Annotated in this window: 21 protein-coding genes; 9 read left to right on the top strand and 12 right to left on the bottom strand. The window is 71.5% G+C overall.

Annotated features, from left to right (window positions below; translation table 11 throughout):
• Both D452_RS0117580 and D452_RS0117575 read right to left on the bottom strand, forming a co-directional pair.
• Positions 1-751: sodium:solute symporter family protein (locus tag D452_RS0117580; RefSeq protein WP_017545459.1), on the bottom strand; the 751-nt coding region annotated here is incomplete at its 3' end.
• A 110-nt stretch (positions 752-861) separates the two neighbouring features.
• Positions 862-1,695 carry a MurR/RpiR family transcriptional regulator gene (locus D452_RS0117575; RefSeq protein WP_017545458.1) on the bottom strand — a complete coding sequence of 278 codons (834 nt, stop codon included), beginning with the start codon at positions 1,693-1,695 and terminating at the stop codon, positions 862-864.
• 159 nt (positions 1,696-1,854) lie between these two features.
• Between D452_RS0117575 and D452_RS0117570 the strand changes: the two genes are divergently transcribed.
• From D452_RS0117570 to D452_RS0117560, 3 genes are all read left to right on the top strand, one after another.
• Positions 1,855-3,102: a metal-dependent hydrolase family protein gene (locus tag D452_RS0117570; RefSeq protein ID WP_017545457.1), complete on the top strand. Its 1,248-nt coding sequence runs from the start codon at positions 1,855-1,857 to the stop codon at positions 3,100-3,102.
• Positions 3,103-4,035: 933 nt separating this feature from the next.
• Positions 4,036-5,604, top strand: coding sequence for a BCCT family transporter (locus D452_RS0117565; protein WP_051061325.1), 1,569 nt, complete (start codon positions 4,036-4,038; stop codon positions 5,602-5,604).
• 196 nt (positions 5,605-5,800) lie between these two features.
• Positions 5,801-6,877, top strand: a complete 1,077-nt coding sequence (locus D452_RS0117560; RefSeq protein WP_040694117.1) for a ferric reductase-like transmembrane domain-containing protein — start codon at positions 5,801-5,803, stop codon at positions 6,875-6,877.
• Positions 6,878-6,980: 103 nt separating this feature from the next.
• Here D452_RS0117560 and D452_RS0117555 read toward each other — a convergent pair whose 3' ends face one another.
• Genes D452_RS0117555 through D452_RS0117545 form a run of 3 tightly spaced genes read right to left on the bottom strand, consistent with a single transcriptional unit; the run spans position 6,981 to position 10,079 of the window.
• Positions 6,981-7,805 carry a carbohydrate ABC transporter permease gene (locus D452_RS0117555; protein ID WP_017545454.1) on the bottom strand — a complete coding sequence of 275 codons (825 nt, stop codon included), beginning with the start codon at positions 7,803-7,805 and terminating at the stop codon, positions 6,981-6,983.
• Positions 7,805-8,755: a carbohydrate ABC transporter permease gene (locus D452_RS0117550; RefSeq protein WP_017545453.1), complete on the bottom strand. Its 951-nt coding sequence runs from the start codon at positions 8,753-8,755 to the stop codon at positions 7,805-7,807. Before D452_RS0117550 ends, D452_RS0117555 begins: the two co-directional genes overlap by 1 nt.
• Positions 8,748-10,079 (bottom strand): ABC transporter substrate-binding protein, encoded by a 1,332-nt coding sequence (locus D452_RS0117545; RefSeq protein ID WP_017545452.1) that lies wholly within the window; start codon positions 10,077-10,079, stop codon positions 8,748-8,750. Before D452_RS0117545 ends, D452_RS0117550 begins: the two co-directional genes overlap by 8 nt.
• A 251-nt stretch (positions 10,080-10,330) precedes the next feature.
• Between D452_RS0117545 and D452_RS0117540 the strand changes: the two genes are divergently transcribed.
• Both D452_RS0117540 and D452_RS0117535 read left to right on the top strand, forming a co-directional pair.
• Complete coding sequence (locus D452_RS0117540; protein ID WP_026129424.1) at positions 10,331-12,484, top strand: alpha-N-acetylglucosaminidase TIM-barrel domain-containing protein; 2,154 nt, start codon at positions 10,331-10,333, stop codon at positions 12,482-12,484.
• Positions 12,485-12,633: 149 nt separating this feature from the next.
• Entirely contained in the window at positions 12,634-13,749 is a 1,116-nt protein-coding gene (locus D452_RS0117535) for a winged helix DNA-binding domain-containing protein (RefSeq protein ID WP_017545450.1), read from the top strand.
• A gap of 67 nt (positions 13,750-13,816) precedes the next feature.
• Here D452_RS0117535 and D452_RS31745 read toward each other — a convergent pair whose 3' ends face one another.
• The 7 genes from D452_RS31745 to D452_RS0117500 form a co-directional block, all read right to left on the bottom strand.
• Complete coding sequence (locus tag D452_RS31745; protein ID WP_017545449.1) at positions 13,817-14,590, bottom strand: NAD(P)-dependent oxidoreductase; 774 nt, start codon at positions 14,588-14,590, stop codon at positions 13,817-13,819.
• Positions 14,591-14,719: 129 nt separating this feature from the next.
• Complete coding sequence (locus D452_RS0117525; protein WP_040694102.1) at positions 14,720-15,487, bottom strand: IclR family transcriptional regulator; 768 nt, start codon at positions 15,485-15,487, stop codon at positions 14,720-14,722.
• A gap of 42 nt (positions 15,488-15,529) precedes the next feature.
• Positions 15,530-16,129: an RraA family protein gene (locus D452_RS0117520; RefSeq protein ID WP_017545447.1), complete on the bottom strand. Its 600-nt coding sequence runs from the start codon at positions 16,127-16,129 to the stop codon at positions 15,530-15,532.
• 137 nt (positions 16,130-16,266) lie between these two features.
• Positions 16,267-16,530: a hypothetical protein gene (locus tag D452_RS0117515; protein WP_017545446.1), complete on the bottom strand. Its 264-nt coding sequence runs from the start codon at positions 16,528-16,530 to the stop codon at positions 16,267-16,269.
• Between the two features lie 60 nt (positions 16,531-16,590).
• A complete protein-coding gene (locus D452_RS0117510; protein WP_026129422.1) occupies positions 16,591-17,934 on the bottom strand; it encodes a TRAP transporter large permease subunit in 1,344 nt (447 codons plus the stop codon).
• 390 nt (positions 17,935-18,324) lie between these two features.
• A complete protein-coding gene (locus D452_RS0117505) occupies positions 18,325-19,200 on the bottom strand; it encodes an HpcH/HpaI aldolase/citrate lyase family protein (RefSeq protein WP_017545444.1) in 876 nt (291 codons plus the stop codon).
• Positions 19,200-20,384, bottom strand: coding sequence for a CaiB/BaiF CoA transferase family protein (locus D452_RS0117500; protein WP_026129421.1), 1,185 nt, complete (start codon positions 20,382-20,384; stop codon positions 19,200-19,202). The genes D452_RS0117505 and D452_RS0117500 overlap by 1 nt, the downstream gene beginning before the upstream one ends.
• Positions 20,385-20,531: 147 nt before the next feature.
• Here D452_RS0117500 and D452_RS0117495 point away from each other — a divergent pair, with 147 nt between their 5' ends.
• The 4 genes from D452_RS0117495 (at position 20,532) to D452_RS0117480 (ending at position 25,953) form a co-directional block, all read left to right on the top strand.
• Positions 20,532-21,215 carry a GntR family transcriptional regulator gene (locus D452_RS0117495; RefSeq protein WP_026129420.1) on the top strand — a complete coding sequence of 228 codons (684 nt, stop codon included), beginning with the start codon at positions 20,532-20,534 and terminating at the stop codon, positions 21,213-21,215.
• A 263-nt stretch (positions 21,216-21,478) separates the two neighbouring features.
• Entirely contained in the window at positions 21,479-22,504 is a 1,026-nt protein-coding gene (locus tag D452_RS0117490) for a LacI family DNA-binding transcriptional regulator (protein WP_017545441.1), read from the top strand.
• Entirely contained in the window at positions 22,497-24,029 is a 1,533-nt protein-coding gene (locus tag D452_RS0117485) for a sugar ABC transporter ATP-binding protein (RefSeq protein ID WP_017545440.1), read from the top strand. The genes D452_RS0117490 and D452_RS0117485 overlap by 8 nt, the downstream gene beginning before the upstream one ends.
• Positions 24,019-25,953, top strand: coding sequence for an ABC transporter permease/substrate-binding protein (locus D452_RS0117480; protein WP_017545439.1), 1,935 nt, complete (start codon positions 24,019-24,021; stop codon positions 25,951-25,953). Before D452_RS0117485 ends, D452_RS0117480 begins: the two co-directional genes overlap by 11 nt.
• The last annotated feature ends 1 nt before the right edge of the window (position 25,954 follow it).

Genomic DNA, 25,954 nt, shown 5'->3' with positions numbered 1-25,954 from the left:
CGGCCCCCAGCCGCTGGTAGAGGTTCTGGTCCGCCAGCAGGAGCAGGAACAGCGGGAGGAAGTAGCCGAGCAGCTGGAGCGGGCTGAGCCCGCCGCTGGGCGTGCGGGCCGCCTCGGGCAGCCCCTCCCAGTAGAGCGGCAGGCCTCCGACCGCCACCAGGATCAGCGGCACGGCCACGATCAGCGCGCCGAAGACGAGGATGGCCGAGACGAAGTCGGTGTAGGCCACGGAGAACAGGCCGCCGGTGACGGTCAGGATCGTCACGACGGCGGCGACCACCAGGGCGCCCTGGGTCGTGGTGAGCGGGGTGATGAGGGCGAGGACGTAGCCGCCGCCGACGAACTGCGAGGCGACCAGGCCGATGTAGGCGATGGTGGTGACCACCGCCGCCACCGTGCGTACCCCGGTGCCGAAGCGGGCTTCGAGCAGTTCGGGCACGGTGTGCCGGGCGGCCCTGCGGATGCGGCGCGCGGCCAGCAGCAGGACCAGGATGCCCAGGGGCGTGCCGGCGAAGAAGATCATGCCGGCCATGGGGCCGTGGTTGTAGGCGAAGTTCGCTCCACCGATGATCGTTCCCGATCCGACCCACGTCACGATGAGGGTCGCGATCATGACGGGTGTGGACAGGCTCCGCCCGGCGAAGAGGAAGTCCTCGCCGGTGCGGACCTTGGAGGAACGGGAGTAGTACAGGCCGATCCCGATCATCACCAGCAGGTAGGCGGTGATGAGGACCAGGTGGGTCGTTTGCATGATCTGCCTCAGGAGGGGACACGGTGGGGTGAACAGCGGGTGAAGCCCGATGTAACCAGCAACGATGTCAATTATGCAATGCTTGTTGCATCTGGTGTGACTCAGATCACCTAGAAGAGCTCGGCTCGTCGCCAGAGCTCCTCAGCCCGCCTGACCGACTCCAGCGCCGCCTCTCCCCCGGCTCGCGCCAGTTCCGCCAGCACCGCGTGCACGACCGTCATCGCCGCGGTCAGGGACGGGAACATCCCCACCCCCTCACTGGGCACGGCCACGACATGGTCGGCCAGCACGCCCAGGGGCGAGTCGCGCCGGTCCGTGATGAGGGCGATCGACACGGACTCCTCGGCGGCGATCTCCACCGCGCGACGCAGGGCCAACGGCAGCATCCACAGGTCGCAGACCACGAGCAGGTCGCCCTCCCCCATCCTGGCCAGCGCGTTGGTCAGGGCGGTCCCGCCGGAGTCGTGCAGCCGCACGTCGTAGCCCATGATCCCGGCGGCGTGGGAGAGCTGGACGCCGGGGGCGGCGAAGGTGCCCGAGCCCAGGACCAGGGTGCTCCGCGCACCGTGGATGGCCGCGGCGACGGCACGCACCCGCTCGGGTTCGAGCGTCCGCTCCAGCAGCCTCAGGTTCTCCCGGTCCGAGCGCACCGCCGCGCGCACGGGGTCGGTGTCGGAGCCCGCGTGCTCGGCCAGCACCTCGCCCGCACTGAGCGAGGCCAGGTAGCGCGAGCGCAGCTCCACTCGCAGGGCGGGCCATCCCGTGAACCCCAGCTGCTGGGCCGCGCGCACCACGGTGGCGACGTTGACCTCGGCTCTGGCCGCCACCTCGGCCGTGGTCGCGTAGGAGGCGAAACGGGGTTCGTCACGCAGGACGTGCAGCACCCTCTCGCTGGCCCTGCCCAGGCGCCCTCGCTCCAGCGTCTCCTCGATCCAGTCCGCCATCGGTCTTCCCTCCGTTCGAGCGGTCCGGAACACCCGGGTCGCGCCAACCCAGCGATACCACCCCCGTTCGACAACCGAGGCCAGATGCAACGTATATTGCATTGCATCGCTGCGGATCGCCCCGCACCAGACCGCGCACCCGACCCCTGGAGGTTCCCCGTGTCCGACGGCCCCCGGCCCACCGCCTACACGAACACAGCCCTGCTCGACCCCGAGACCGGTTCCCGCACCCCCGGGTCCTGGCTGCTCGTCGAGGACGGCGTCATCGCGGCACGCGGCACGGGCGAGGTACCGGTCTCCGTGACCGAACGGGCGGAGACCACCGACCTCGGCGGGGCCACCCTCATGCCCGGCCTCATCGACGCCCACGTGCACGTCACCGCGCTGAGCGCCGACCTCGGCGCGGTCGGCGACCACTCCCCCTCCTACGTCGCCGCCTTCGCCGCCAGGTCGCTGTCCGACATGCTCGGCCGCGGCTTCACCACGGTGCGCGACGTCGGCGGGGCCGACTGGGGGCTCGCCGAGGCCGTGGACGACGGTCTCGTGGACGGCCCCCGCCTGGTCTTCGGCGGCAAGGCCCTCTCGCAGACCGGCGGGCACGGCGACTTCCGTCCGCGCGGCCGCCACGGCACGGACCAGCACGGGTGCTGCCCGGGCGCGGGTCTGGTCTGCGACGGTCCCGTCGAGTTCCGCAGGGCCGCCCGCGAACAGCTCCGTACCGGCGCGCACCACGTCAAGGTGATGCTCTCGGGCGGGGTGGCCTCACCCACCGACCGGATCGACTCCACCCAGTCGTCGGAGGACGAACTGCGCGCGGTCGTCGAGGAGGCCGAGGCCGCGAACCGGTACGTCACCGGGCACGCCTACACCGCACGCGCGGTCAACCGCGGGCTGCGCCTGGGTGTGCGCTGCATCGAGCACGGCAACCTGATCGACGAGAGCAGCGTCGAGCTGTTCGTGGAGCACGGGGCGTTCCTGGTCCCGACCCTGGTCACCTACCGCGAGCTGTCACGTCAGGGGGCGCGCAACGGGCTGCCCGCCGAGAGCCAGGCCAAGGTGGACACCGTGCTGCACCGGGGGCTGGAGGCGCTGCGGATGGCGCACGAGGGCGGTGTGCGCCTGGTGTTCGGCACGGACCTGCTCGGGGGCATGCAGTCGCACCAGAGCGCCGAGTTCTCCATTCGCGGCGAGGTCCAGCCCGCGGCGGACGTGGTGCGTTCGGCCACCAGCGAGGCCGCGGCGCTGCTCGGTCTCGAGGGTGAGGTCGGCACGCTGCGCACGGGGGCGCGGGCCGACCTGATCGTCGTCGACGGGGACCCGCTCTCCGACCTCTCCCTGCTGGCCGAGCCCGAGCGGGGCGTGCGCGCGGTGCTGCGTGACGGTGTGACACGGCGCACCAATTCGTAACGGTCCCGGCCCCCGCCGGGGCCGTGGCGGGCACACGCTGCCCGCCGCCGGGGCCGTGGCGTGAGCCGCCTCGGCCCCGGAGTCCACCCCCTTCCGTTGACGGCGCCGACGAACACGGCCCGACGGAGCTCGGCGCGTGAACCGACCGGCGGGGCGTGGGTCCGCCTCCGCCCCCGAACGCCCGACAGTCAGGGCTTGGCGCCACCCGAGACGCCGCCGACCGGGCCTCCCCCGTCCCACCATGGGTGGGTCGGACACGCTCGTTCCCTCGGTCGGCCGCGAGCGAAGGAGGTCGCGCCCGCCTCGGTGCGGACGCGGGACGGGACTCCCGTGATGGCGCTCCCCGCCTCCCCACCGACCCGGCCCTACGACCCGACGACCGGTGACCGGGGTGGCGTCCCCGCTCCCACATGCGAGTACGCTCTTCCGGAGGCCCTTGCCAGCTCTTCGGCCCCGTGGGGCTCGACCGCTCTCACTCCGACCTCCGAAGGTCGATACGCGAAAGGTCGAACCACGAGCGGTGCCCGGTCCGCACTCCGGTCCGGAACTGCGCGAAGGCCTCCTGAGTCAGTGCCCGCCCGTGCTGTCGACCTCGCCGGGCGCCGACTCGGTCAGAGGCCGTCCCACATGCGGCGGCCACCGACACCCGCGTCGCGGACTCCCTCCGCGGCGCTGTTCTCGTTCTCCCGGGTTCCGTCACGCTCGCCTCGACGCCGATCGTCCCGCAGTTCCGTTCGGCTCGAAGGGCGCCTGCCGCCATGCGCGCTCCGGGACGGTTCCCCGGGTCCGATCTTCCACAGACGAACAGGCGGTTCATTCCCGTGCGACGCTCACCCGACCCCAGAACGGTCGTGCTCCACTGCCCACCGCCGTGCGACGCCCCCCGCGTGTCCCCCGTGACCGCGGCGCGTATCGCCCGAAAGGTGTCCACACATGAATGACGCTCCGACCGGCCGAAGAACCGTCGGGGTGGTCTTCTGGGCCTCCCTTGCGATCTCCGCCCTGTTCGTGGTCTGGGGCGTGGTCGCCCCGGAACACCAGATGTCCACGATGAACTCCGCCCTGAACGCGATCACCTCCGGATTCGGCTGGGCGTACCTGCTCCTCCCCCTCCTCCTACTCGCGTTGCTGGTCGGACTGGCCCTCAGCCGCTACGGACGCGTCCGATTGGGCGCCGACGAGGACCGCCCCGAGTTCGCCACGCACACCTGGATCGCCATGATCCTCTGCGCGGTGATGGGCATCGGTCTGGTCTCCTACGGCATCGCCGAGCCGATCTCGCACTTCGCCGTCCCGCCGCACGACCTCGCCGAGCCGGGAACCCCCAAGGCCGCCGTGCTAGCGCTCCAGTACTCGTTCTACGACTGGGGCCTGCACGCCTGGGCGATCTTCGCCGTCTTCGGTCTGGCCCTCGGGTACTCGATGTACCGCAAGCAGCGCCCCGGCCTGGTCAGCGCGCTGTTCCGGCCGCTCCTGGGCCGGCACGCCGACGGCCCCGTCGGTAAGGCCATCGACGTCTTCACGGTGTTCGCGACCCTGTTCGGCACCACCACCTCGCTCGGGCTGGGCGCGCTCCAGATCGACAACGGTCTGAACCGCATCCTGGGCACGCCCACCGGCGCCACCACGCAGGTCGTCATCGTGGTCGCGGTGACGGTGCTGTTCAGCCTGTCGGCGGCCTCCGGGGTCAAGCGGGGGATCCGCTACACCAGTGAGATCAACCTGTCAGTGGCCTCGGTGCTCTTCCTGTTCGTGCTGTTCCTGGGCCCGACGGCGTTCCTGGTCTCGCTCTTCCTGGAGTCCCTGGGCCAGTACGGCAGCGAGTTCCTGCTGATGAGCCTGCGGGGTCCGGCCTTCGGTGACACCGAGTGGCTCCAGGGGTGGACCTACTTCATGATGGCCTGGTGGGTGTCCTGGGGCGCCTTCGTCGGCGTGTTCCTGGCCCGCATCTCGCGCGGCCGCACGATCCGCCAGTTCATCCTGGTCGTCCTCGGGATGCCCAGCCTGGCCTTCTTCGCCTGGTTCTCCGTGTTCGGCGGCTCGGCCATCGACCTGGACCTGAACGGGGGCACGGACATCGCGGGCGCCACCGCCGCGGACCTGAACAGCGCCTTCTTCGTGACGCTGGCGGAGTTCCCGCTGCCCATGGTGACGGCGACGCTGGTGGTGATCCTGGCGGTGCTCTTCTTCGTCTCCGGGGCCGACGCCAACACCTACGTGCTGGGCATGCTCACCACGCACGGGTCGATCCAGCCCCGGACGCCGATCCTGCTGCTGTGGGGGGCGGTGACCGGCGCCCTGGCGATCATCCTGTTGATCTCGGGGGGTCTCAACGCTCTGCAACAGACGGTGATCGTGGCCTCGGCGCCCTTCCTCGTGGTCATCGTGGGTGTGGTGGTCAGCTTCCTGCGCGACCTGCGCACCGAACCCGCCACGGCTCCCTGCCCGCACCACGACCACGGCACGGCCGCGCAGGCGGACGAGCCGGCCCGTACGGGCTGACGGCCGGCCGGGCACCGGCACCTCGCGACAACGCCCCGGCCGCCACGGGACCACCCGTGGCGCCGGGGCGCGGCCGTGTCCGCCTGCCCTTCTGGACGGCGGGGAGCCGCTCCGGTTCACTGTGATCGCCACGGGGAACCTCCCCGCGCTCCACGGCCGCCCGATCCGATCACTCCCCACCCCCCTGGGAGCCTCCATGACCCCCTCCCCCGACCGCTCCCCCGGCGCCGCCAGGAAGCCCCTCCTCGACCGCCGCACGCTCCGATCCGACCTGCGCCACCTCCTCTTCGACGCCACCGCCGCCCTGGCTGTCACCTTCGTGATGTTCGTGGTCCTGTACCTGCGCGTTGAGGGCGGAACCTCCCAGACCCTGGAGGTGATGCCCCACCTCGCGGACGCCCAGCGGTACTGGCTGTACTGGGCCTGCCAGGCCTTCGGCTGGTCCGCGCTGCTGTGGGCGTGGATCACCGTCATGCTCGGCCTGCTGCGGGCGACCATGCCGATCCCGTCGTCCCCCGTGCGGCACTCCCGGCTCGAGCGCTGGCACCGGGTCACCAGCGTCACCACCATCGCGCTGATGTTCGGGCACGCCCTCGCGTTCTTCCTCGAACTCCTCAGGCAGAACGAGGACGGCCTCGGCACGCTGCCGCTGCTGTTCTCGGCGTTCGTCGACGTGTTCGTTCCCGGCGGGTACTCCTCGGGGACCGGCCAGGTGGCCATCCTGTTGGGGCTGATCGCCCTCTACCTGGCGATTCCGCTCAGCCTGTCGTTCTACGTGCGGGCCTGGACCGGGTCGCGGCTGTGGCGGGTCCTGCACCGGTTCGTCATCGTCGTCTACGTCCTGAGCGTGTGGCACACCCTGCTGTACGGCACCAACGTGTGGTTCGACGGCGCGTTCCGCACTTTCGTGTGGGCGCTCCAGCTGCCCGTGGCCCTGCTGTTCCTGGCCAGGCTGCTCACACCGCTGCGCCCGGAGGAGCGCCTCACCCGGTCCGACCTCCAACGGGGCCCGGTGTTCCGGGGTCTGGCCCGGCTCTGCGGCCGTCTCCTCGCGGCCGCCGCCGTGGTCGTCCTGCTACTCGTGACAGTGACCGGCCGCGACGGAGGGCGGACCCCCGGGCAACCGTCCGGGGACATGCTGGTCACACAGCCGATGGTGTGGGGCGGCCTCGCAGTCCTGCTGACCGTCATGGGCGCGGTCGGGCTGGCCGTCCGGGCCTCCGACCAGGAGCCCGGGCGCGTCCGGCGAGCCCAGCGCACCGGGGACTCGTAGCGGAGGGGGCCGCCGGGTCAGGCCCCGGCGGCCCCGTCACGGCGGTCGGGCCCCGCGAACCTCCCCCTACCCCCGCCGTCCCCGCAGTCGTCCTCTCCCGCCGTCACCCCTTCACGGCGCCCCGGGTGATGCCGTTGACGAAGCTGCGCTGGAAGGCCAGATAGACGGCCACGATGGGGGCGATCACGATCAGGCTTGCCGCCGAGAGCAGCGGGATGTCGGTGCCGTACTGGCCGACGAACAGCCCCAGGCCGGTGGGCGCGGTGCGCAGGGCCGGGGTCTGCATCATCACGAGGATGAGCAGGAACTGGTTCCACGACCACATGAACACCAGGACCGACAGCGTGGTGATCGCGGGCCAGGAGATCGGGAGCAGCACCCGGGCCAGCACGACGCTGTCGCGGGCGCCGTCCACCCGTGCGGCCTCCACCAGTTCCCTGGGGACCCCGGCGAAGTGCGACTGCATCCAGTACACGCCGAAGGGCAGGAACAGGGCGACCTCGGCGAGGACCACCCCGGTGTAGGTGTTGGTCAGGCCCACCTCGCGCAGGTTGAGGTACAGGGCGATGACCAGCAGTTCGACCGGGAGGGTGAGGCCCAGGACGAAGGCGAGGGAGAGCACGCGGCCGCCCCACACACCGAGGATGGCGAGCGCGTACCCGGCCAGGGTCGCGAAGCAGACCGTCAGCGGCACGACGAACGCGGCGATGACGAAGCCCGACCTGGTCAGCTGCTCGAAGCGTCCCGCCTCCCAGGCGAGCCGGAAGTTCTCCCACGACCACTGGTCCGGCACGCTCAGGCCGCCGACCTGGGTGTTGGTGGGATGCAGCGCGGCCAGGACGATCCCGAGGAAGGGAAACAGGATCAGCACGGCGATCAGGGCCAGCACGCCGTGGCGCAGGACCGACAGCGGTACTCCTCGACGCATCACTTCTCCCTCGCGAGCAGTCGGATGACGCTGACCAGGGCGATGACCAGCAGGGTCAGGACCACGGCGAGGGCGCTGGCCGCTCCGATGTCGCCCTCGTTGAAGGCGAGCCGGTAGACGAGCAGGGCCGGGACGTTGGTCTGCCCGGCGGGGCCGCCGTTGGTGGTGACGTACACGAGGTCGAAGCTGGCCAGCGCCGCGATGGTGGTGATGACGCCCGCGATGCTGATCTCCTTGCGGAGCCCGGGCAGCGTGACGTGGAGGAACCGGCGCGGCCGTCCGGCCCCGTCGAGCGCGGCGGCCTCGTGCAGCGCCGGGTCGATCTTCTGGGCACCGCTCATGAACAGCACCATGCACAGGCCGCTCATGCACCAGGTGCCGATCAGTCCGAGGGCGACCAGCGCGACGTGGTAGTCGGCGAGCCAGGAGCGGGCCAGCCCGCCCAGCCCCACTGCGCCCAGGAACTCGTTGACCGCGCCGTCGCCGCTGTAGAGCCAGCGCCAGGTGGTGCCCACCGCCACCAGCGGCAGCACCTGCGGAAGGAAGAAGACGGTCCGGTAGAAGGTGGTTCCCCGGCCGCCGCGGGCGGTCAGCAGCCCCGTCATCAGCAGCCCCACCGCGATGGGGACGATGGAGAAGAAGAGGATGAGCACGAGCCCGTTGCCGATCGCCCCGGCCAGGAGCGGGTCCGTGACGACCCGCCCGTAGTTCTCCAGCCCGGCCCAGGCCGGGGGTTGGACCCCGTCCCAGTCCAGGAAGGAGAAGGAGAACGTGCTCAGCGCGGGGTAGATCGCGAAGCCGCCGTAGACGGCCAGGGCTGGCAGCAGGTAGAGCCAGCCCTTGAGGCCGGACCGGACCCGCCTCCGCCGTCGCGGGCGCCCGCCCCCGGCGCCGTGGCTCGGCGCGGGGGCGGGTGTGGTGGGCGGGTGCGCTGGAGCGCCGTCACTCATGGTGGCTTTCCCATTCGGCCTGCAACGAGGCGAGGAACTCCTCCGGAGTGGCGCTGCCGGAGATGAGCCCCTGGATTCCGGGTGTGAGCTGGTCGATCATGCCCGGCGTGGCGTAGTCCGGGAAGGGGACGATCCCCTCGTTGTCCGCGACCGTCGAGAAGCCGAAGTTGACCTCGTTCAACAGGCCGTAGCTCTCGATCGGCGCCTGCGTGTCCACGGGCATGAAGCCGGTGGCCAGCTGGATCTCGGCCGCCTCGACGCTGCTGAGGTAGTCGAGGAAGGCGGCGGCCACGTCCGGGTGCTCGGTGTGGGAGGACACGGCGTAGGCGACGCTGGCGCCGGAGGCCACCGGTGCCCGGTCCACGGTGGTGCCGGGCATGAGCAGGAAGCCGACGTCGTCGCCCATCTCCGCCTCCAGCTCGGAAGCGGCCCAGTTACCGGTCACGAGAAACATGCTCTCCCCGTCGACGAACTCGGCGCGGGCGTCGTTGTCCGAGGTGGCGTTGGCGCTCTCGGTGACGTACCCGGCCCGGACCCAGCGGTGGAAGGTCTCGGTGGCCTCGGCGGCCGCCTCGGTCTCGATCGTGGCGCCCTCGGCCCCGTACACCCAGTCCTTGTACTCGTTGTGGTCTCCGAGCCCGTTGAGCAGGGCGTTCCAGATCTGGAAGCCGCCCACTTCGAGACCGCCCACGCTCATGGGGGCGATGTCGGCCTCGTGGGCGAGTTCGAGGGCGGCCTCGAAGTCGTCCAGGGTGGCGGGCGGTTCGGGGACCCCGGCCTCCTCCAGGACCTCGGTGTTGTAGAAGACACCGAGGACGGAGAGGGCTCCGGGGGCGGCGTAGAGACTGCCGGTGGCGAACTCGGAGGCCTCGTCGTTGGACTGGAGGGGTTCCAGGCTCGCCTCGGGGAAGGACTCGTCCCAGTTGTAGACCTCGGCGTAGGGGTCGAGGTCGAGGATGTGGCCGCCCGGGATGAGCGACCGCATCGCCCCGGGGTTGTACTGCGCGATGTCGGGGGCGTCGTCCGAGGTCATCGACAGGCTGATGGTCTTGACGTAGTCCGTGAACTGGGTCTGCTGGAGCTCGATGTTCACGTTGGGGTACAGGGACGTGAAGCCCTCCACCAGTTCATGGGTGGGCGGGTCGTCCGCGAAGGCCAGGGTCAGGGTGGCCTCCACGTCGCTGATGTCGGTGGAGACGTTGTCGGGTGTGTTGTCCCGGGCGGAACCGCCGGAGAGGGCGGCGCAGGCCGTGAGTGTGAGCACAGCCGACGCGCTCGCCAGCGAGAACGCGGCGGGGCGCAGAACCTTTTCCTTGGGGGGCATCCTGAATCTCCGTGATCCTTTTTCGCGGGGGGGTGCCGAACCCCCTGGGGAAACCGCCCGTCGAACCCCCGACGCACGAAAAAAAGGGGGGGAACAGCGGCGGGGGAGTTCGCAGGTCGGGGGGCATTTCACCACCACGCACCCGCCCCGGCGCGACAGGGCGAGGCCTGGCACCCCAAGGCTTGTCCGGCCTCAGATCGGTTATGTACTGTACGTAACTGAATTCTCACGACGCAACTTGGATAACCTAAATGTCCGCTCTTGCAACAAATCCTCCAATTTGGGATTCAGTAGTGACCGGCTTGGTCACCAGGATTCTCGGTCCCGCCCATCCGGAAGTCCACTTCGGATCGCTCGACGCGCGGAAACGGTCCTTCGAATACCGCGCCGAGGCGGGAGTCCTCACGGTCGCCGCCACCGACGCGCTCGCCGCCGCCGTGGGCCTGCACACCTATCTGCGGCGCGTCTGCGCCGTCGCGGTCGGCTGGGACACCCCCCGCCCCCTGCCGGTCACCGAGTTCCCGGACGCCCCGACCACCGAGGGGACCGCCGAGACCGACCACCTCTACTACCTGAACTTCTGCACTCAGGGGTACACGTCCGCCTACTGGGCCTGGGAGGACTGGGAGCGCGAGACCGACTGGATGGCGCTGCACGGCGTCACCATGCCCCTCACCCTGCTGGGCCACGAGGCGGTCCTGCTGGACGCGTACACCGGACTCGGGCTGGACGAGTCGACGCTCCTGCGGTTCCTCGGCGGCCCCGGCTACCTGCCCTGGCAGTACATGGGCAACCTGGACGGGTTCCCCGGCCCGATGCCCTCCTCGTGGATCGACGGCCACCTGGCCCTGGCCCGGCGGGTCCTCGAACGCCAGCGCTCCTTCGGCATGACCCCGGCGCTCCCCGGCTTCACCGGGCACGTCCCCGCCGAACTGGCACCCGGCCGGACCCGGACGCGCACCTGGCAGGGCTTCCTGACCCACGTCCTGGACCCCGCCAACCCCCTGTACGCGCGCGTGGCCGAGGAGATCACCCGCAGCCAGACCCGCCTGCTGGGCACCGACCACCTGTACGCCATCGACCCCTTCATCGAGATGGTCCCGGTGGACGCCGACCCGGCCTTCCCCGGAGCTGTGGCACGGGCCACCCTGGACGGCCTGACCAGGGTCGACCCGGACGCGGTGTGGGCACTCCAGGCCTGGCCCTTCTCCTACCAGCGGGACTTCTGGTCCGACTCCCGGGTGAACGCCTTCCTGGACGCGGTCCCCGACGAGCGCCTGCTGATCCTCGACCTCTGGGCGGAGGAGGACCCCCAGTGGTCCCGCCTGGACTCGTTCGGCTCCAAGACGTGGGTCTGGTGCGCCCTCCTCAACTTCGGCGGGCGCACCGACCCCATCGGCGACCTCCAGGGCGCCGTGGACGGGATCAACGCGGCCAAGACCACCGGGAACCGCCCCGTGGGCCTGGGGCTGGCCATGGAGGCCACCCGGAACAACCCGGCCTTCTTCGAGCTCGTGGCGGACCAGGCGTGGACCCGGACCGGGGACGTGTCCCGGGACTGGCTGCCCGGGTTCGTCCGGGGGCGCTACGGCGCGGACGCCGACCCGGCCCTCCTGGCGGCCTGGCGGGCGCTGAACGCCACCGTCTACGGCGCAGCGGAGCTGCGGATCTTCCCCGAGCAGTTCAACGGGGTCATGCCGGCGCGACCGGGCTACGCGGATCTCGGCTCCCCCGACCGCGTCCGTTCGGAGGCCGCCGGGCTGGTCTGGTACGAATGGGCGGACCTCGTCGGGGCCTGGGAGTCACTGGTGGGCGCGGCCGAACGGAGCCCGGGACTCGCGGACGGTCCCCTCGGCGGCGACCTGGCCGACGTCGCCACGGCGGTCCTGGCCAAGGTCGCCGACCACCGCTACGCGGACCTGGTGGAGGCGGCGGCCGGACGCGGCGAGGTCCCGCCGGAGGGTGTGGAGCGGTTCCTGCGCGTATTCGACGACCTCGACGCGCTCCTGGCCACCCGACCCGAGTACCGGTACTCGACCTGGGAGGCCCGCGCGCGGACGTGGGCCACCGACGAGACCGAGCTCCGTGCCCTGCGGGACAACGCCCGCCGTATCCTCACCGTCTGGACCACGTCCGGGGACACCGTGCTCGACGACTACGCCGCACGCCTGTGGGCGGGTCTGGTCGGCGGTTACTACCGGCCGCGGTGGAAGGTGTGGGCGGAGGGCCTGCCCCTGGCCCTCTCCGACCGGTCGGCGGCCTCGGCGGAGCTCGACCGGAAGCTGACCGGGATCGCGGAGCGCTTCCTGGCCGAGGGTGCGCCCCAGGTGCCGGTCCCTGAGGAGGGGATCGTGGGCCGTTCCCGCCTGCTCCTGGACCGCTATGGCCGCTCCGGCGCCCCGTGAGCGCGGTCCCGAGGCGGCCTCCGTTCCGAGGGCGAGCCGCCGGGGACCGGCTCCAACGCGGGTACCCGCACCGGTCAATGGAGGACAGAACCTGACCTCCACCTCTGCGAGGGTCTCCCCGGTACGACAGAAAGCAGGGGGAACAGACCATGCCCACCAGGAACGCGACCGTGCTGGACGACCGGGCGCTCAACCGCGCCACCCTCGCCCGGCAGGCGCTGCTCGAACCCACCGGGCGGTCGGCGCTGGAGACCGTGGCCCACCTGGGCGGACTCCAGGCGCAGGAACCCCAGGAGCCGTTCGTCGGACTCTGGACCCGGATGCGGTCCTTCGAGGCCGCGACGCTGTCCGACCTCCTGGCCGAACGGCGGGTGGTGCGGGTCCACCTCATGCGGCGCACCGTGCACCTGGTCACCGCCGAGGACGCCCTCGCCTGGCGGTCCCGGTTCGCCGCCATGCTGCGCCAGAAGGTCATGGGGGTCTACCGGGACGACCTGCGCGAGGTGGACCTGGACGAACTCGCGGAGGCGGGACGGGAGGTGATGTCCGACGGCCGGCCCCGTTCCATGACCGAGCTGGTCGCGGAGCTCTCCCACCGCTGGCCGGACCCGGGTCGGCGCCCGCTGGGCGAGATGCTGATCTCGGCCCTGGTCCCGGTGGCGCAGGCCCCGCCGCGCGGACTGTGGCGGACCGGGGGCGGGGTGCGCAACGTGCTGTTGTCCTCGTGGCTCGGCCGGGAGGTCGACCCGCTCGCCCCGGACGGCTCCGACCCTGTCGGGCGGGCCCTGGTCCGTCGCTACCTGGCCGCCTACGGCCCCGCGACCTCCACCGACCTGCGCTCCTGGTGCGGTCTGGCCGGGCTGCCCTCGGCGCTGGCCGCGGTCCGCGACGAACTGGTGTCCTTCCGGGACGAACGCGGCCGTGAGCTGCTGGACCTGCCGGACGCGCCGCGCCCGGACCCCGACACCGCGGCCCCGGCCCGGTTCCTGCCCGCCTTCGACAACGCCGTCCTCGGCTACCAGTACCGGAACCGGATCATCGACGACGAGCACCGCGGGCTGTCAGTGGCGGGCGAACGCGTGGTGCTGGTGGACGGCCGGGTCTCGGCGACCTGGCGATCCGAGGACGGCACCGTGGCGGTCACCCCGCTGCGGACCCTGTCCGGAGCCGACCGCGACGAGGTCGCCGAGCAGGGTCGGCTGCTGGCCCTGTTCCTGTCCGACCAGGACAGCGACCGCGTGCGTGTCGAGGCCTCACCCACGTGAGCGCCGCGCCCTCCGGTTGACACCGCCCTGCCCGTGAGCCGTCCGGGCAGGGCACCACGGGCAGCCGTCAGCCCTGCCGACCGTTCGCGGCGAGCCTGCGCAGGGTCTGCTCCGAGGCGGTCGTCATCTCGTTCGGGACACCAAGGGAGTCGAGGAAGTCAGCGGTGGCCCGCACCTCCTCGCTGCGCCGCCCGGCGTGCTTGACCGTCCCGCTGAGGAAGCGGTCGACCAGCTCCGCTCCTCCGGTGAGCTGGGAGGCGATCTGCTCGCGCACCCACTCCTCCGCCCCGGCGGCCCGGCCCGCGACCACGGCCTCGCACACCACCGACGCGAGGGGCTTCATCAGGGAGCTGCGCAGGAGCTTGCGTGCCGTGGCCTCGCCCGGTTCCCCGGGCAGGGCCTCGACGTCGGCGCCCAGGGCCTGGCACACCCGCGCGACCTCGGGGGCACCCGGGCCGCTGGCGATCAGGTCGGTGGCGGCTCCCCCGATGGTCATCGGGCCGAGGATGGCCACGTCGGCGAACCGGGCCCCGGTGGCGTGGACCCTCTCGCTGAGCGACCTCATGACGTCGGGGGTGGCGGAGGTGAGGTCGGCGTAGACCGTGTCCGGGGTGAGCGCCCCGAGCACACTGTCCGCGACGGCGGGGGCGACGGAGGCGGAGGTGAGCACCAGCACCATCTCCGCTCCGGCCACGGCCGTGTGGGCGGAGTCGGCGCGGCGGACGCCCTCGGGGGTGGCCGCCGGGCCGGGGTCGAAGCCGGTGACCTCGTGGCCCGCCCCGGTGAGCGCGGTGGCGTAGATGTTCCCGGCCTCACCGAGACCGATGACTGTGATGCGCATGGTGACCTTTCGTCGTGTGGGAGCCGACGACGGTCCGGTGCGGCACACGGGTGCCCGCTCCGTCCGGTCGCCGCTCCGCCGTGGTCCGGCGGGCGGCGTTCCCGGTGAGGGGTCAGGCGCTGGGCCGGATCACGAGTGCGGGTGCCGCCCGCTGAGGGCGGAGGCTGCTCTTCGGAGTTCGGGGACGGCCTGGCGCAGGCGGTCCTGTGAGGTGTGTTCGGAGGGGCCGGACAGGGAGAGGGCGGCGAGCGCCTCACCGGTCGGGCCGGTGACGGCCACCGCCGCGGCGGCGACGGCGACGTCGCGCTCCCCGATGGTCAGGCTGTGGCCGTCCCTGTCGATGTCGTCCAGTTCCCGGCGCACGCGTTCGGGGTCGAGCGGCTCCCCGGAGGCGTTGACGCACCCCTCCGACATCGCCACCACGGCCTCCCGCTCGTCCTTGGGCAGGTGGGCCGCGATGACCTTGCCGGATCCCACGTAGAGGGGGAACCAGCGGCCGATCGGAACCTGGTAGTGGAGCTGGGGACTGCCGTCGACCCGCACGGCGAGCACACGCTCGAATCCGCTGCGCACGTACAGGGAGGAGGTCAGTCCGGTGACCGAGGTCAGGCTCTGCATGACGGGACGGGCCCGCTGGGTGAGCTGGTCGTTGACCAGGAACCCGTGGGCCATGCGCAGCACGGCCACACCCAGGCGGTAGGTCTGGTTCTCCGTGACCACGAGGCCCCTGCGCTGGAGTACCGCCAGCGACCGGAGCACGGTGGCCGGGTGGAGGTCCACCAGACGGCACAGGTCCACCAGGCGCAGCGGGGTGTCGCTGCGTTCCAGGGCTTCCAGGACGTCCAGGGCACGCTCCACACTGCGCACCGTGGGCTGGCCCGACGACTCTGCGGCCACTGCGGAACCCCTCAGACTAGGGAGCTGGATGTCCCGCAAATGCTACAGGGCGGCGATCCTGGCCCGGGCCTCCTCCTCGCTGGCCCGCTTGTTCTCGGCGGCGGCCACGATCTCCTCCAGACGGTTCCTGGGGATGACGGTGACGCCGTCGTCGTCACCCACGATCACGTCGCCGGGGTTGACCACGACACGGCCCACGGAGACCGGGACCTGGAGCAGGCCGGGGCCGTTGCGGTAGGGACCGGCCGGGGTGACGGCGCGCGCCCAGGTGGGGAAGCCGATGGCGCCGAGGTCGTCGGCGTCGCGGATGGCGCCGTCCACCACGAACCCGGCGAGGCCGCGTGCCTTGGCGCGCCTGCCCATGAGGTCGCCGAGCAGGGCCCGGTGCGTGGCCGCCTGGCCGTCGATCACGAGGACGTCGCCGGGTGCCGCGGCGTCGATGGCCTCGTGGATGTGCTTGTTGTCGCCCCCGGCGGTCATCACGGTGAAGGCCGGTCCCACCACCTTCGCGCCCTTCCAGACGGAGGAGATGGCGGACTCGGCCACGTACAGGCGGTCGAGCACGTCACCGACGTTGGCCGCGGGCAGCGAGCCCAGGCGTCGGTGGAGGTCTTCGGGGAGGGGTGTCGTCTGTCCCGTCATGGGGTTCCTTTCGAGGGCGCGGCCGCCGTGTTCGCTCGGCGACACAGCCAACATTTCACCTAGCGAAGTAACTTGTCAATGCATGAAATTGTCTGCGACGACCGGTGCCACCTCGACGACGGACGGCAACCGTGGCCTCAGGCCGCGGTCTCCTGGTCGTCCTTCTGGAGGTAGGAGGCCAGGAACGCGACGACACCGAAGGTGGAGGCGAGGGTCACCGAGGGGACCAGCAGGTACTCGGAAGCCGCGCTGACGAGCCCGGGCAGCGACAGGATGGTGCCCAGCAGCTGCCCCAGCACCATGAGGATCGCGACGAGGAAGAACCCGGCGAACGTCGCGACGAAGAGGACCCGGAGGACGCTCAGTGCGATGTGGCGCGCCGACTGTGTGCGTTCGGACATCAGGTGTCCCTTTCTGTTCGGGCGGGCGGCGCGGTGCCGCCCGCCCCGGACCGCGGTGGATCAGACGACGAAGATGGGCAGGATCCCCCAGCCCACGAAGCAGGCCAGGAGGATGATCGGCACGAGGTAGAACAGAATCAGCGGCACGAAGGTCTTCTCCGCCTTGACCTGCACGATCCCCGAAGCGATGAAGATCGGAGCGGAGGGCGGGGAGGAGCCCTCGGTGGAGGCGGCCACCAGCGGCACGACCAGCGCGATCACCGGGTCCACGCCGACGGCGACGAGGCTGAGGAAGGACACCTGGCCCACGGCGGTGAGAGCGGCGGTCGAGGTCAGCGGGATGGAGACGATCGCGACCAGGAAGACGGTCAGCGCCACCATGAGGAAGGGCCCGGCGTTGAAGTAGCCCAGCACCTGCTCGACGTCCTCGGCCAGGCCGAGGTCCGCGAGCACACCGCTGGCGGCCATCGCGAAGATCAGCAGCGCGCCGATGGTGCCCAGACGCGGCATCGCCGCGAGAACGAAGTCGTACCACTGGCGCGCGTTCCCCGGCAGCTCGCGGCGGCCGACGATGGCGGCGATGAGGATGATCAGGATTGGGATCCAGGTGATCAGCGAGATGTCGCCGAGTGCGTCCCCGAGCCGGTCCGGCGAGCCGAGGTAGTCCGAGAGCGGGCCGGTGGTCACCGCGATGGGGATGAGGGCGCCGAGGTAGATGAGGGTGGCGGGCCACCCGGTGCGCCACACCCGGCCGAGCGGCAGGCGGGCCTCGTCCTCGGCGACCCGCACGCCGTCCACACGGACGAAGACGAAGGCCATCACGAGGCGGTGCAGGACCTGGTAGAGGCCCGTGACCAGCAGAGCGAGGTAGATGTCCCCGGTCGAGACGGCGGCGCCCGCGAAGCCGAGCATGATCACCATGGAGGAGCTGGGCGGCAGGGCGGCGCCCATGCCGCCGTTGCCCGCCAGGATCGTGGCCGCGCGCGCACGGCTGAAGCCGTTGCGCACCATCCACGGACCGGTGACCGAACCGGTGGAGGCGACGTTGCCGGAGTTGGACCCCGAGAGCGCCCCCATCACGCCGGAGGCGACGACGTCCACGTAGGCGGGGCCGCCGCGCAGGCGCCCCAGGGCCGCGTTGAGGATGTCGAGGATCTTGTTGATGAGGCCGGTGCGCTCAATCATGTAGGCCATGAACACGAAGGCCAGCGCGGCGTAGATGACCTCGTTCGAGGTGGTGTTCACGAGGCCGGAGACCATCGCTCCGAAGAAGTCCTTGCCCGCGAACAGGCAGGTGGCGATGAAGCCGAGGAACATGGCCTCGCCCATGTTCCTCTTGAAGACGGCGCTCCAGACGATGATGACCGCGATGAAGGCGGCCAGGGCCAAGAGTGCAGAGGGCATGGGAGACTCCCGGGCTCGGTGATCAGGGAACGGCGGCGCGGAGTACGCCGCGGGTGGCGCGTGACCGTTCGGTGGAGTCGGACGGTCGGCCCGGTGGGGAGGTCGTCCTCGCCCACATAGTCGACACTTTTCACCTGGACGAAACAACGTTTCAATCAGTGAAGTGTAAGTTCGCTGTGTGAAGTGTGTCCCAGGTTACGTCGGACGTCAACCGTTCGCCAGAAATCTTCTGACCTGCGATGGAGCGGTCACACCGCGCACACGGCCAAGGGCTTGCCCAAGGCACGCGTGGCGGGCGCCCCGCGGCGCTCCGTTCGTCGGCGCGGGGTCGCTCGGGCCCTGAGGCGGGACGGGGAACCGCCCTCCCGCCTCAGGGAGCGGGGGCGGACCTCAGTCCGACCCCCGTTCGGCGATGCTCTCGGCCAGGGCCAGCGTGCGCTGGGCCGCGGCCACCACCGGGGCGTCGATGAAGCGGCCGTCGGGCAGGGCGATCGCGCCGCCGCCCCGGACCGACTCCGCGGAAGCGCCCTCTGCCGCCTCCGCGATCTGGCGGGCGCGGGACACCTCCTCCTCGGAGGGGGTGAAGGCGCGCCGGATCACCGGGACCTGCCGCGGGTGGATCGCCGAGCGGCCGAAGAGTCCGCCGTCGCGCCCGCGCAGGCAGGAGCGGTACAGACCCTCGGTGTCCTGGACGTCGATGTAGGCGGCCATCCCCGGAGCGGCCAGTCCGGCGGCGGCCGAGGCGACGACGATGCGGGTCCGCAGCCAGGAGAAGGCCTCATCTCCGCGAAGACCCAGCTCAGCGGTCAGGTCCGCCTCTCCCAGGGCCAACGAGCGCACGGCGGGGTGCGCCGCGATCTCCGGAGCGTTCTCCACGCCCCGCGCCGACTCCAGGAGGCAGTCCACGGGCACGCCGTCGCCGACCGCCTCCACGACGAGGTCGACGTCCCCCGCCGACTCGATCTTGGGCACGCGCACCCCGTCCGCTCCCCCGGCCGCCACCGCGGCGGCGTCGAGCGCGAACCACTCGCTGTGCGGCGCGTTGATCCGCACGTGCACCCGCACCCCGTCGTCGTCGGCCGCCCCGCGCTCTCCCAGGAAGGCCCGCACGTTGCGCCGGGCCGCTTCCTTCGCCGAGGGCAGGACCGCGTCCTCCAGGTCGAGGATGACGGCGTCCGCTCCGGAGGCGACCGCCTTGGCGAAGCGTTCGGGCCGGTCACCCGGTACGTAGAGCCACGTGACCAGTGGCGCCTGGGTGCCGCTCATCAGATGACCCCCGCTTCACGCAGCCCGGTCCGGGCCTCCTCGGAGTAGCCGAGCTCGGCCAGGACCTCGTCGGTGTGGCGGCCCTTGGGCGGGCCCACCCACCGGATCTCGCCGGGGCTCTCGGACAGGCGGAAGGGCACGTTCTGGATCGCCACGCTCCCGAGTTCGTCGTCCGGGACGTGCACGATCGTCTCCAGGGCCTGGTACTGCGGGTCGGTGGCGATGTCGGACGCGTCGTAGATGGGCGCGATGGCCGCCTGGGCGCGGTCGAACTCCTCGATCACCTCGTCCGCGTCGCGCTCGGCGATCCACGAGCCGACGGCCTCGTCGAGTTCGTCGGCGTGCTCGTAGCGGGTGCGGCCGGACGCGAACCAGGGCTCGTCCACCAGGTCCTCCCGACCGACCAGGCGCATCACGCGCTCGGCGATGGACTGGGCGCTGGTCGAGATCGCCAGCCAGCGGCCGTCCCGGGTGCGGTAGGTGTTGCGGGGGGCGTTGCTGGTGGACCGGTTGCCGGTCCGCTCCGGGATCGCCCCGGTCGCGTGGTAGGCCGTGAGCTGGGGGCCCAGGACCGTGAGGATCGGCTCGATGATGGCCAGGTCGATCACCTGGCCCTTGCCGGTCTCCTCACGGTTGTGCACGGCGACCATGACGGCGTAGGCCACGGCGAGCGCCGCGATCCCGTCGGCCAGGGCCAGGGGCGGGAGCGTGGGCGGGCCGTCCGGCTGCCCCGTCATGGAGGCGAAGCCGCTCATGGCCTCGGCGAGCGTCCCGAAGCCGGGGCGGTGGGCCATCGGCCCCTTCTGCCCGAACCCGGTGACGCGGGCGATGATGAGCCGGGGGTTGCGTTCGAGGAGTTTCTCGGGGGACAGGTTCCAGCGTTCGAGGGTGCCGGGCCGGAAGTTCTCGATGAGGACGTCGGCCTCGTCCAGCAGGCGGAGCGCGACCTCCTGCCCCTCGGGCTGGGAGAGGTCGAGGGTGGTCGTGCGCTTGTTGCGGGCCAGCATCTTCCACCAGAGCCCGACCCCGTCCTTGGTGGGCCCGTGTCCCCGGGCGGGATCGCCCCGCCGGGGGTGCTCGACCTTGACGACGTCGGCCCCGAAGTCGCCCAGGTAGGTCGCGGCCATCGGACCGGCGAAGAGCGTGGCCGCGTCGACGACCTTCAAGTTGCCCAGTGATCTCATAGCAAACAACTTATAAGATATATGAACACACGCAAGGGGGTGGGCGAGGAATCCCACCCCACGAGACCCCGCCAGCCCCGGCGGGACAGCGGCACCGGACCTCTAAGCTTGGTTCCATGAACATCGTGTCGACGGGGAGGTCCGCTCTTGTCCGCCTCTGGTAGCGGGGAGACAGCGGGGCTCCCGCGTACCGGGCGTCCCCCGACGAGCAAGGCCGAGTACGTACACGAGACGCTGCGGCACGAGATCGTGAACGGGGTCCATCCCCCCGGGGCCTCCGTCAACCAGGACGAGGTCGCCACCCGCCTCGGGGTCTCCATCACCCCCGTGCGCGAGGCACTGCGCCGCCTGGAGAGCGACGGCCTGGTGACCTACCGCGCGCACCACGGCGCGACCGTCTCCGGGCTCGGCGTCGAGGCCGCCGAGGAACTCCGGCTCCTGCGCGCGTCAGTGGAGGGTCTGAGCGCGCGACTGGCGGCCCAGCGCGTCACCGCCGCCCAGCTCGCCGAGCTCACCGAGGTCCACGACCGTATGGTCGCCGCACGCGACACGGCCGACTCGCAGGACCTGGCCCGGGACAGCCGCCTGTTCCACCAGATGGTCGCCGACGTCGGCGGCCCCGCCTTCCTGAGCGGTCACGTCCGCTCGCTCCGGCGCAACAACCCCATCCTGGAGACCGTCTCGCGCTGGAAGGACCCGGTCAAGGCCAGCCTGTACCTCGACGCGCACGCGCGGATGCTCAAGGCCTTCGCGCAGGGCGACGGGGCCGAGGCCGAACGCCTCATGGCCGAGCACATCCTGGCCTCCCCCGGAGAGGACGGGGCCCACTAGGGAGCGCTCTTCCCAGGCTCGCGCCGATGGCGGGGCCGCCCCGAGCGACTGGGCCGTCCCCGGCGGGACGACAAGCAAGGGTCAGCCCCGGCGCCGCTCACGGGCGTTGCGAGCCGGTACGCACTGGTACCCGCCGACCCTGACTTGTGAATTCCTGTGCTCATGACGCATCATGTCTTCGTGATCGCACATGTAATCGTTTCCATGCGGGTCGTCAGCCCCGGTGGCCACACCCCGGAACGCGGCAGGGGCGGTGGTCCCGGGTGGTGAGCATCAAGGACGTCGCCGCCTCATCGGGGCTGTCCGTGGCCACCGTCTCCCGGGCCCTGAACGGGCACCCGTCCGTCAGCGACGGCGCCCGTCAGAAGGTCCTCGCGGCCGTTGACGCCCTGGGTTACCGGCCCAACGTCGTGGCGCGCTCCCTGCGCACCGACCGGACCGGCACCATCGGCCTGGTCATCAGCGACGTCCTCAACCCCTACTTCACCGAGCTCGCCCGGGCCGTGGAGGAGGAGGCCCGCGCCCTGGGGTACAGCGTGATCATCGGTAACGCCGACGAGCGGGCCGACCTGGAGGACCACCACGTCCGGGGTCTGCTGGAGCGGCGCATCGACGGGCTGCTGGTCTCCCCCGCGGACGGCCGCTCCCCCACCACGCTCGAAGCCGCCGCCGGACCCACCCCCGTGGTCTTCGTGGACCGCTGGATCGCCGGTGCCGACGCCCCCGTGGTGCGCGCGGACGGCAGGGACGCCATCCGCGACCTGGTCGACCACCTGTTCGCACTGGGCCGCCGCAGGATCGCCGTCATCACGGGCCCGGCCGCCACGACCACCGGCCGCGAACGCCTCGACGCCTTCCGCGAGGCCCTGGCCGGACACGGCCTCCCACTCCCGGAGGCCTACGTGGGACGGGGCGACTTCCAGGCCGAGAGCGGCCGCCTGGCCACCGAACGCTTCCTCGACCTGCCCGAACCCCCGGACGTCGTCTTCGCCACCGACAACCTCATGGCGCTGGGCGCCCTCGACGCGATCTCCGCGCGGGGCCTGCGCGTGCCGGACGACATCGGGCTGGCCGCCTTCGACGACATCCCGTGGTTCTCCCACACCGACCCGCCGATCACCACGATCTCCCAGCCCACCGCCGAACTCGGGCGGGTCGCGGTACGGGCCCTGGCCGCGCTCATCGCGGGCGAACCGGCCACCTCGACCGTCCTGCCCGCCCACCTGGTCGTCCGCCGCTCCTGCGGCGAGCCCGCCACTCCACCCCGAGGAGGAGCCGCACGTGAGTAGCCCGCACGAACTGCTGCGCATCGAGGGCGTACGCAAGGCCTTTCCGGGGGTGGTGGCCCTCGACGACGTCGGCTTCGACCTCCGCCGAGGCGAGGTCCACGCCCTGCTCGGCGAGAACGGAGCCGGGAAGAGCACCCTCATCAAGGTGCTCTCCGGTGCGCACCGCCCCGACCGGGGCCGCCTCCTCGTGGACGGCGAGGAGGTCGTCATCCGCGACGCCCAGGACGCCGCGCGCCTGGGTATCGCCACCATCTACCAGGAGTTCAACCTGGTCCCCGACGTCACGGTGGCCGAGAACATCTTCCTGGGGCGTCAGCCCCGCCGGTTCGGGCTCATCGACCACAGGCGGATGGAGACCGAGGCGGCGCTGCTGCTGGACCGGGTGGGCGTGAACGTCTCCCCGCGCGCCAAGGTACGCGGGCTGGGCATCGCCCAACTCCAGATGGTGGAGATCGCCAAGGCGCTGAGCCTGGACGCCCGGGTCCTCATCATGGACGAGCCCACCGCCGTGCTCACCACGGGGGAGGTCGAGCGGCTCTTCGAGATCGCCGGGCGCCTGCGTGACGAGGGCGTGGGAATCGTCTTCATCACGCACCACCTGGAGGAGATCGCCGCGCTCGCCGACCGCGTGACGGTCCTGCGCGACGGCCGTTCGGTGGCCCACGTGGGCGCCGACACCCCCGAGGACGAGCTGGTGCGCCTGATGGTGGGGCGCAGCATCGAGGAACAGTACCCGCGCGAGCGCCCCGAGCCCGGTGAGCCGCTGCTCCGGGTGCGCGGCCTGACCCGGACCGGTCACTTCCAGGACGTGGACCTCGACGTGCACGCGGGCGAGGTCGTCGGGCTCGCCGGGCTCGTGGGCGCGGGCCGCACGGAGGTCGCGCGCTCGGTGTTCGGGGCCGACCCCTACGACGCGGGCGTGGTCGAGGTGCTCGGCCGCTCGCTGTCCGGCGGGGACGTCAACGCCGCCATGCGGGCCGGGCTCGGCCTGGTCCCCGAGGACCGCAAGGGTCAGGGCCTGGTTCTGGACGCCTCCGTGGAGGAGAACCTGGGCCTGGTCACCCTCGGCCCGACCAGCCGGGCGGGGTTCGTGGACCGCTCGGGGCAGCGGGCCTCCGCCCGGCGGATCGCCGGTGAACTCGGGGTCCGCATGTCCGGCATCGACCAGCACGTGCGCACCCTGTCCGGCGGCAACCAGCAGAAGGTCGTCATCGGCAAGTGGCTGCTGGCCGACTCCAAGGTGCTGATCCTCGACGAGCCCACACGCGGCGTGGACGCCGGCGCCAAGGTCGAGATCTACCGCCTGGTCAACGAACTGACCGCCTCCGGGCACGCGGTGCTGATGATCTCCAGTGACCTCCCCGAGGTGCTGGGCATGAGCGACCGCGTCCTTGTCATGGCCCAGGGCCGCATCACCGGGGAGCTGACCGCCGAGGACGCCACGCAGGACGCCGTGATGTCCCTGGCTCTGGCCGCCGCGCCCCGCACAGAAGAGAACGGAGTGGAGGGCCCCCATGGCCACTGACACAGAGAAGACCGGCGGCGTCTGGCCCGCCCTGCGGCGTTTCCTGTTGGAGAACGGCGCACTGACCGCCCTGGCCGTCCTGGTCGTGGTCATGTCGCTGCTGTCCGGCGACTTCCTCACCGCGCAGAACCTGCTCAACGTGGGTGTCCAGGCGGCCGTGATCGCGGTCCTGGCGTTCGGTGTGACCTTCGTGATCATCGCGGGCGGGATCGACCTGTCCGTGGGCTCGGTCGCGGCGCTGTCCGCGACGGTGCTGGCGTTCCTGGCGACGGTCGAGGGGGTCCCGGTCTGGTTGGCGCTGCCGTTGGCAGCCGCCACGGGTACCGCGTGCGGTCTGGTCAACGGTGCGTTGATCGCCTACGGCAAGCTCCCGCCGTTCATCGCCACCCTGGCGATGCTCTCCGTGGGGCGCGGTCTGTCCCTGGTGATCTCCGAGGGCAGCCCCATCGCGCTGCCGGACTCCGTGGCCGCCCTGGGCGGTTCGATCGGTGGTTGGCTGCCCGTGCCGGTGCTGATCATGGTCGTGATGGGCCTGGTCACCGCCGTCATCCTGCGCCGTACCTTCACGGGGCGCGCGATGTACGCGATCGGCGGCAACGAGGAGGCGGCGCGCCTGTCCGGTATCCGGGTCAAGCGCCAGAAGCTGGGCATCTACGCGCTGTCGGGCCTGTTCGCCGCGGTGGCCGGTGTCATCCTGGCCTCCCGTCTGGCCTCCGCGCAGCCGCAGGCCGCGCAGGGGTACGAGCTGGACGCCATCGCCGCCGTGGTCATCGGCGGTGCCAGCCTGGCCGGTGGCGTCGGGACGGCCTTCGGCACGCTGATCGGTGCGCTCATCCTCGCGGTGCTGCGCAACGGGCTGAACCTCCTGTCGGTCTCCGCGTTCTGGCAGCAGGTCGTGATCGGTGTGGTCATCGCCCTGGCGGTCCTGTTCGACACCCTGCGCCGACGCTCCGGTGGTGCTGGCGGCGGTACCGGGGCCGGAGCTTCGGTGAGCAGGGGCCGACGCGGGATCCAGCTCGCGATCGCGGCCGCGGTCACCGCCGTGGTGGTGGGAGCGCTGTCCTTCCTCGTCCCCAACTCCTCCTCCGACGGTCCCCGCGTGGGGATGTCGGTGTCCACGCTCAACAACCCGTTCTTCATCCAGATGCGGGACGGCGCCCAGGCCGAGGCCGACGAGGCCGGGGTGAACCTGGTGGTCACCGACGCCCAGGACGACGCCTCCCAGCAGGCGGACCAGATCCAGAACTTCATCAGCACCGGTGTGGACGCCATGGTGGTCAACCCGGTGGACTCCGACGCCGCCGGTCCCCCGGTGGGAGGCGCCAACAACGCCGACATCCCCGTGATCGCGGCCGACCGTGGGGTGACCGAAGCCGAGGTCGCGACCCTGGTGGCCTCCGACAACGTCGAAGGTGGGCGTTTGGCTGCGCAGGCCATGGCCGAAGCGCTCGGTGAGGAGGGCCGGATCGTGGTCCTCCAGGGCACCCCGGGTACCTCCGCCAGCCGTGAGCGCGGAGCCGGATTCGAGGAGGGCATCGCGGAGTTCCCGGACATCGAGGTGGTGGCGGAGCAGACCGCCGACTTCGACCGCTCCAAGGGGCTCGACGTGATGACCAACATGTTGCAGGGCAACGGGGACATCGACGGTGTGTTCGCGGAGAACGACGAGATGGCCCTGGGCGCGGCTGCCGCGCTGTCCTCGCGTGGCGAGGAGGCCGTGGTGATCGGCTTCGACGGCACCCCCGAGGGTCTGGAGGCGGTGGCGGACGGCGTACTGCACGCCTCGATCGCCCAGCAGCCCGCCGAACTGGGCAGGACGGCGGTGCGCAACGCCATCGCCGCCGCCAACGGTGAGGCCCTGGAGGAGACCGTGATGGTCCCCGTCGAAGTCGTCACCGAGGAGAACGTCGAGGACTTCTCCTGAC

The sequence above is a fragment of the Nocardiopsis prasina DSM 43845 genome (assembly GCF_000341265.1).
In the GTDB taxonomy this organism is placed as follows: domain Bacteria; phylum Actinomycetota; class Actinomycetes; order Streptosporangiales; family Streptosporangiaceae; genus Nocardiopsis; species Nocardiopsis prasina.
This window is presented reverse-complemented; position numbering and strand designations above follow the sequence as displayed.

Coding starts and splice junctions, on each gene's coding strand:
- D452_RS0117575 (WP_017545458.1), bottom strand. CDS start 1,695: ATGGCGGACTGGATCGAGGAGACGCTGGAGCGAGGGCGCCTGGGCAGG.
- D452_RS0117565 (WP_051061325.1), top strand. CDS start 4,036: ATGAATGACGCTCCGACCGGCCGAAGAACCGTCGGGGTGGTCTTCTGG.
- D452_RS0117560 (WP_040694117.1), top strand. CDS start 5,801: ATGACCCCCTCCCCCGACCGCTCCCCCGGCGCCGCCAGGAAGCCCCTC.
- D452_RS0117555 (WP_017545454.1), bottom strand. CDS start 7,805: ATGCGTCGAGGAGTACCGCTGTCGGTCCTGCGCCACGGCGTGCTGGCC.
- D452_RS0117550 (WP_017545453.1), bottom strand. CDS start 8,755: ATGAGTGACGGCGCTCCAGCGCACCCGCCCACCACACCCGCCCCCGCG.
- D452_RS0117545 (WP_017545452.1), bottom strand. CDS start 10,079: ATGCCCCCCAAGGAAAAGGTTCTGCGCCCCGCCGCGTTCTCGCTGGCG.
- D452_RS0117540 (WP_026129424.1), top strand. CDS start 10,331: ATGTCCGCTCTTGCAACAAATCCTCCAATTTGGGATTCAGTAGTGACC.
- D452_RS0117535 (WP_017545450.1), top strand. CDS start 12,634: ATGCCCACCAGGAACGCGACCGTGCTGGACGACCGGGCGCTCAACCGC.
- D452_RS31745 (WP_017545449.1), bottom strand. CDS start 14,590: ATGCGCATCACAGTCATCGGTCTCGGTGAGGCCGGGAACATCTACGCC.
- D452_RS0117520 (WP_017545447.1), bottom strand. CDS start 16,129: ATGACGGGACAGACGACACCCCTCCCCGAAGACCTCCACCGACGCCTG.
- D452_RS0117515 (WP_017545446.1), bottom strand. CDS start 16,530: ATGTCCGAACGCACACAGTCGGCGCGCCACATCGCACTGAGCGTCCTC.
- D452_RS0117510 (WP_026129422.1), bottom strand. CDS start 17,934: ATGCCCTCTGCACTCTTGGCCCTGGCCGCCTTCATCGCGGTCATCATC.
- D452_RS0117505 (WP_017545444.1), bottom strand. CDS start 19,200: ATGAGCGGCACCCAGGCGCCACTGGTCACGTGGCTCTACGTACCGGGT.
- D452_RS0117500 (WP_026129421.1), bottom strand. CDS start 20,384: ATGAGATCACTGGGCAACTTGAAGGTCGTCGACGCGGCCACGCTCTTC.
- D452_RS0117480 (WP_017545439.1), top strand. CDS start 24,019: ATGGCCACTGACACAGAGAAGACCGGCGGCGTCTGGCCCGCCCTGCGG.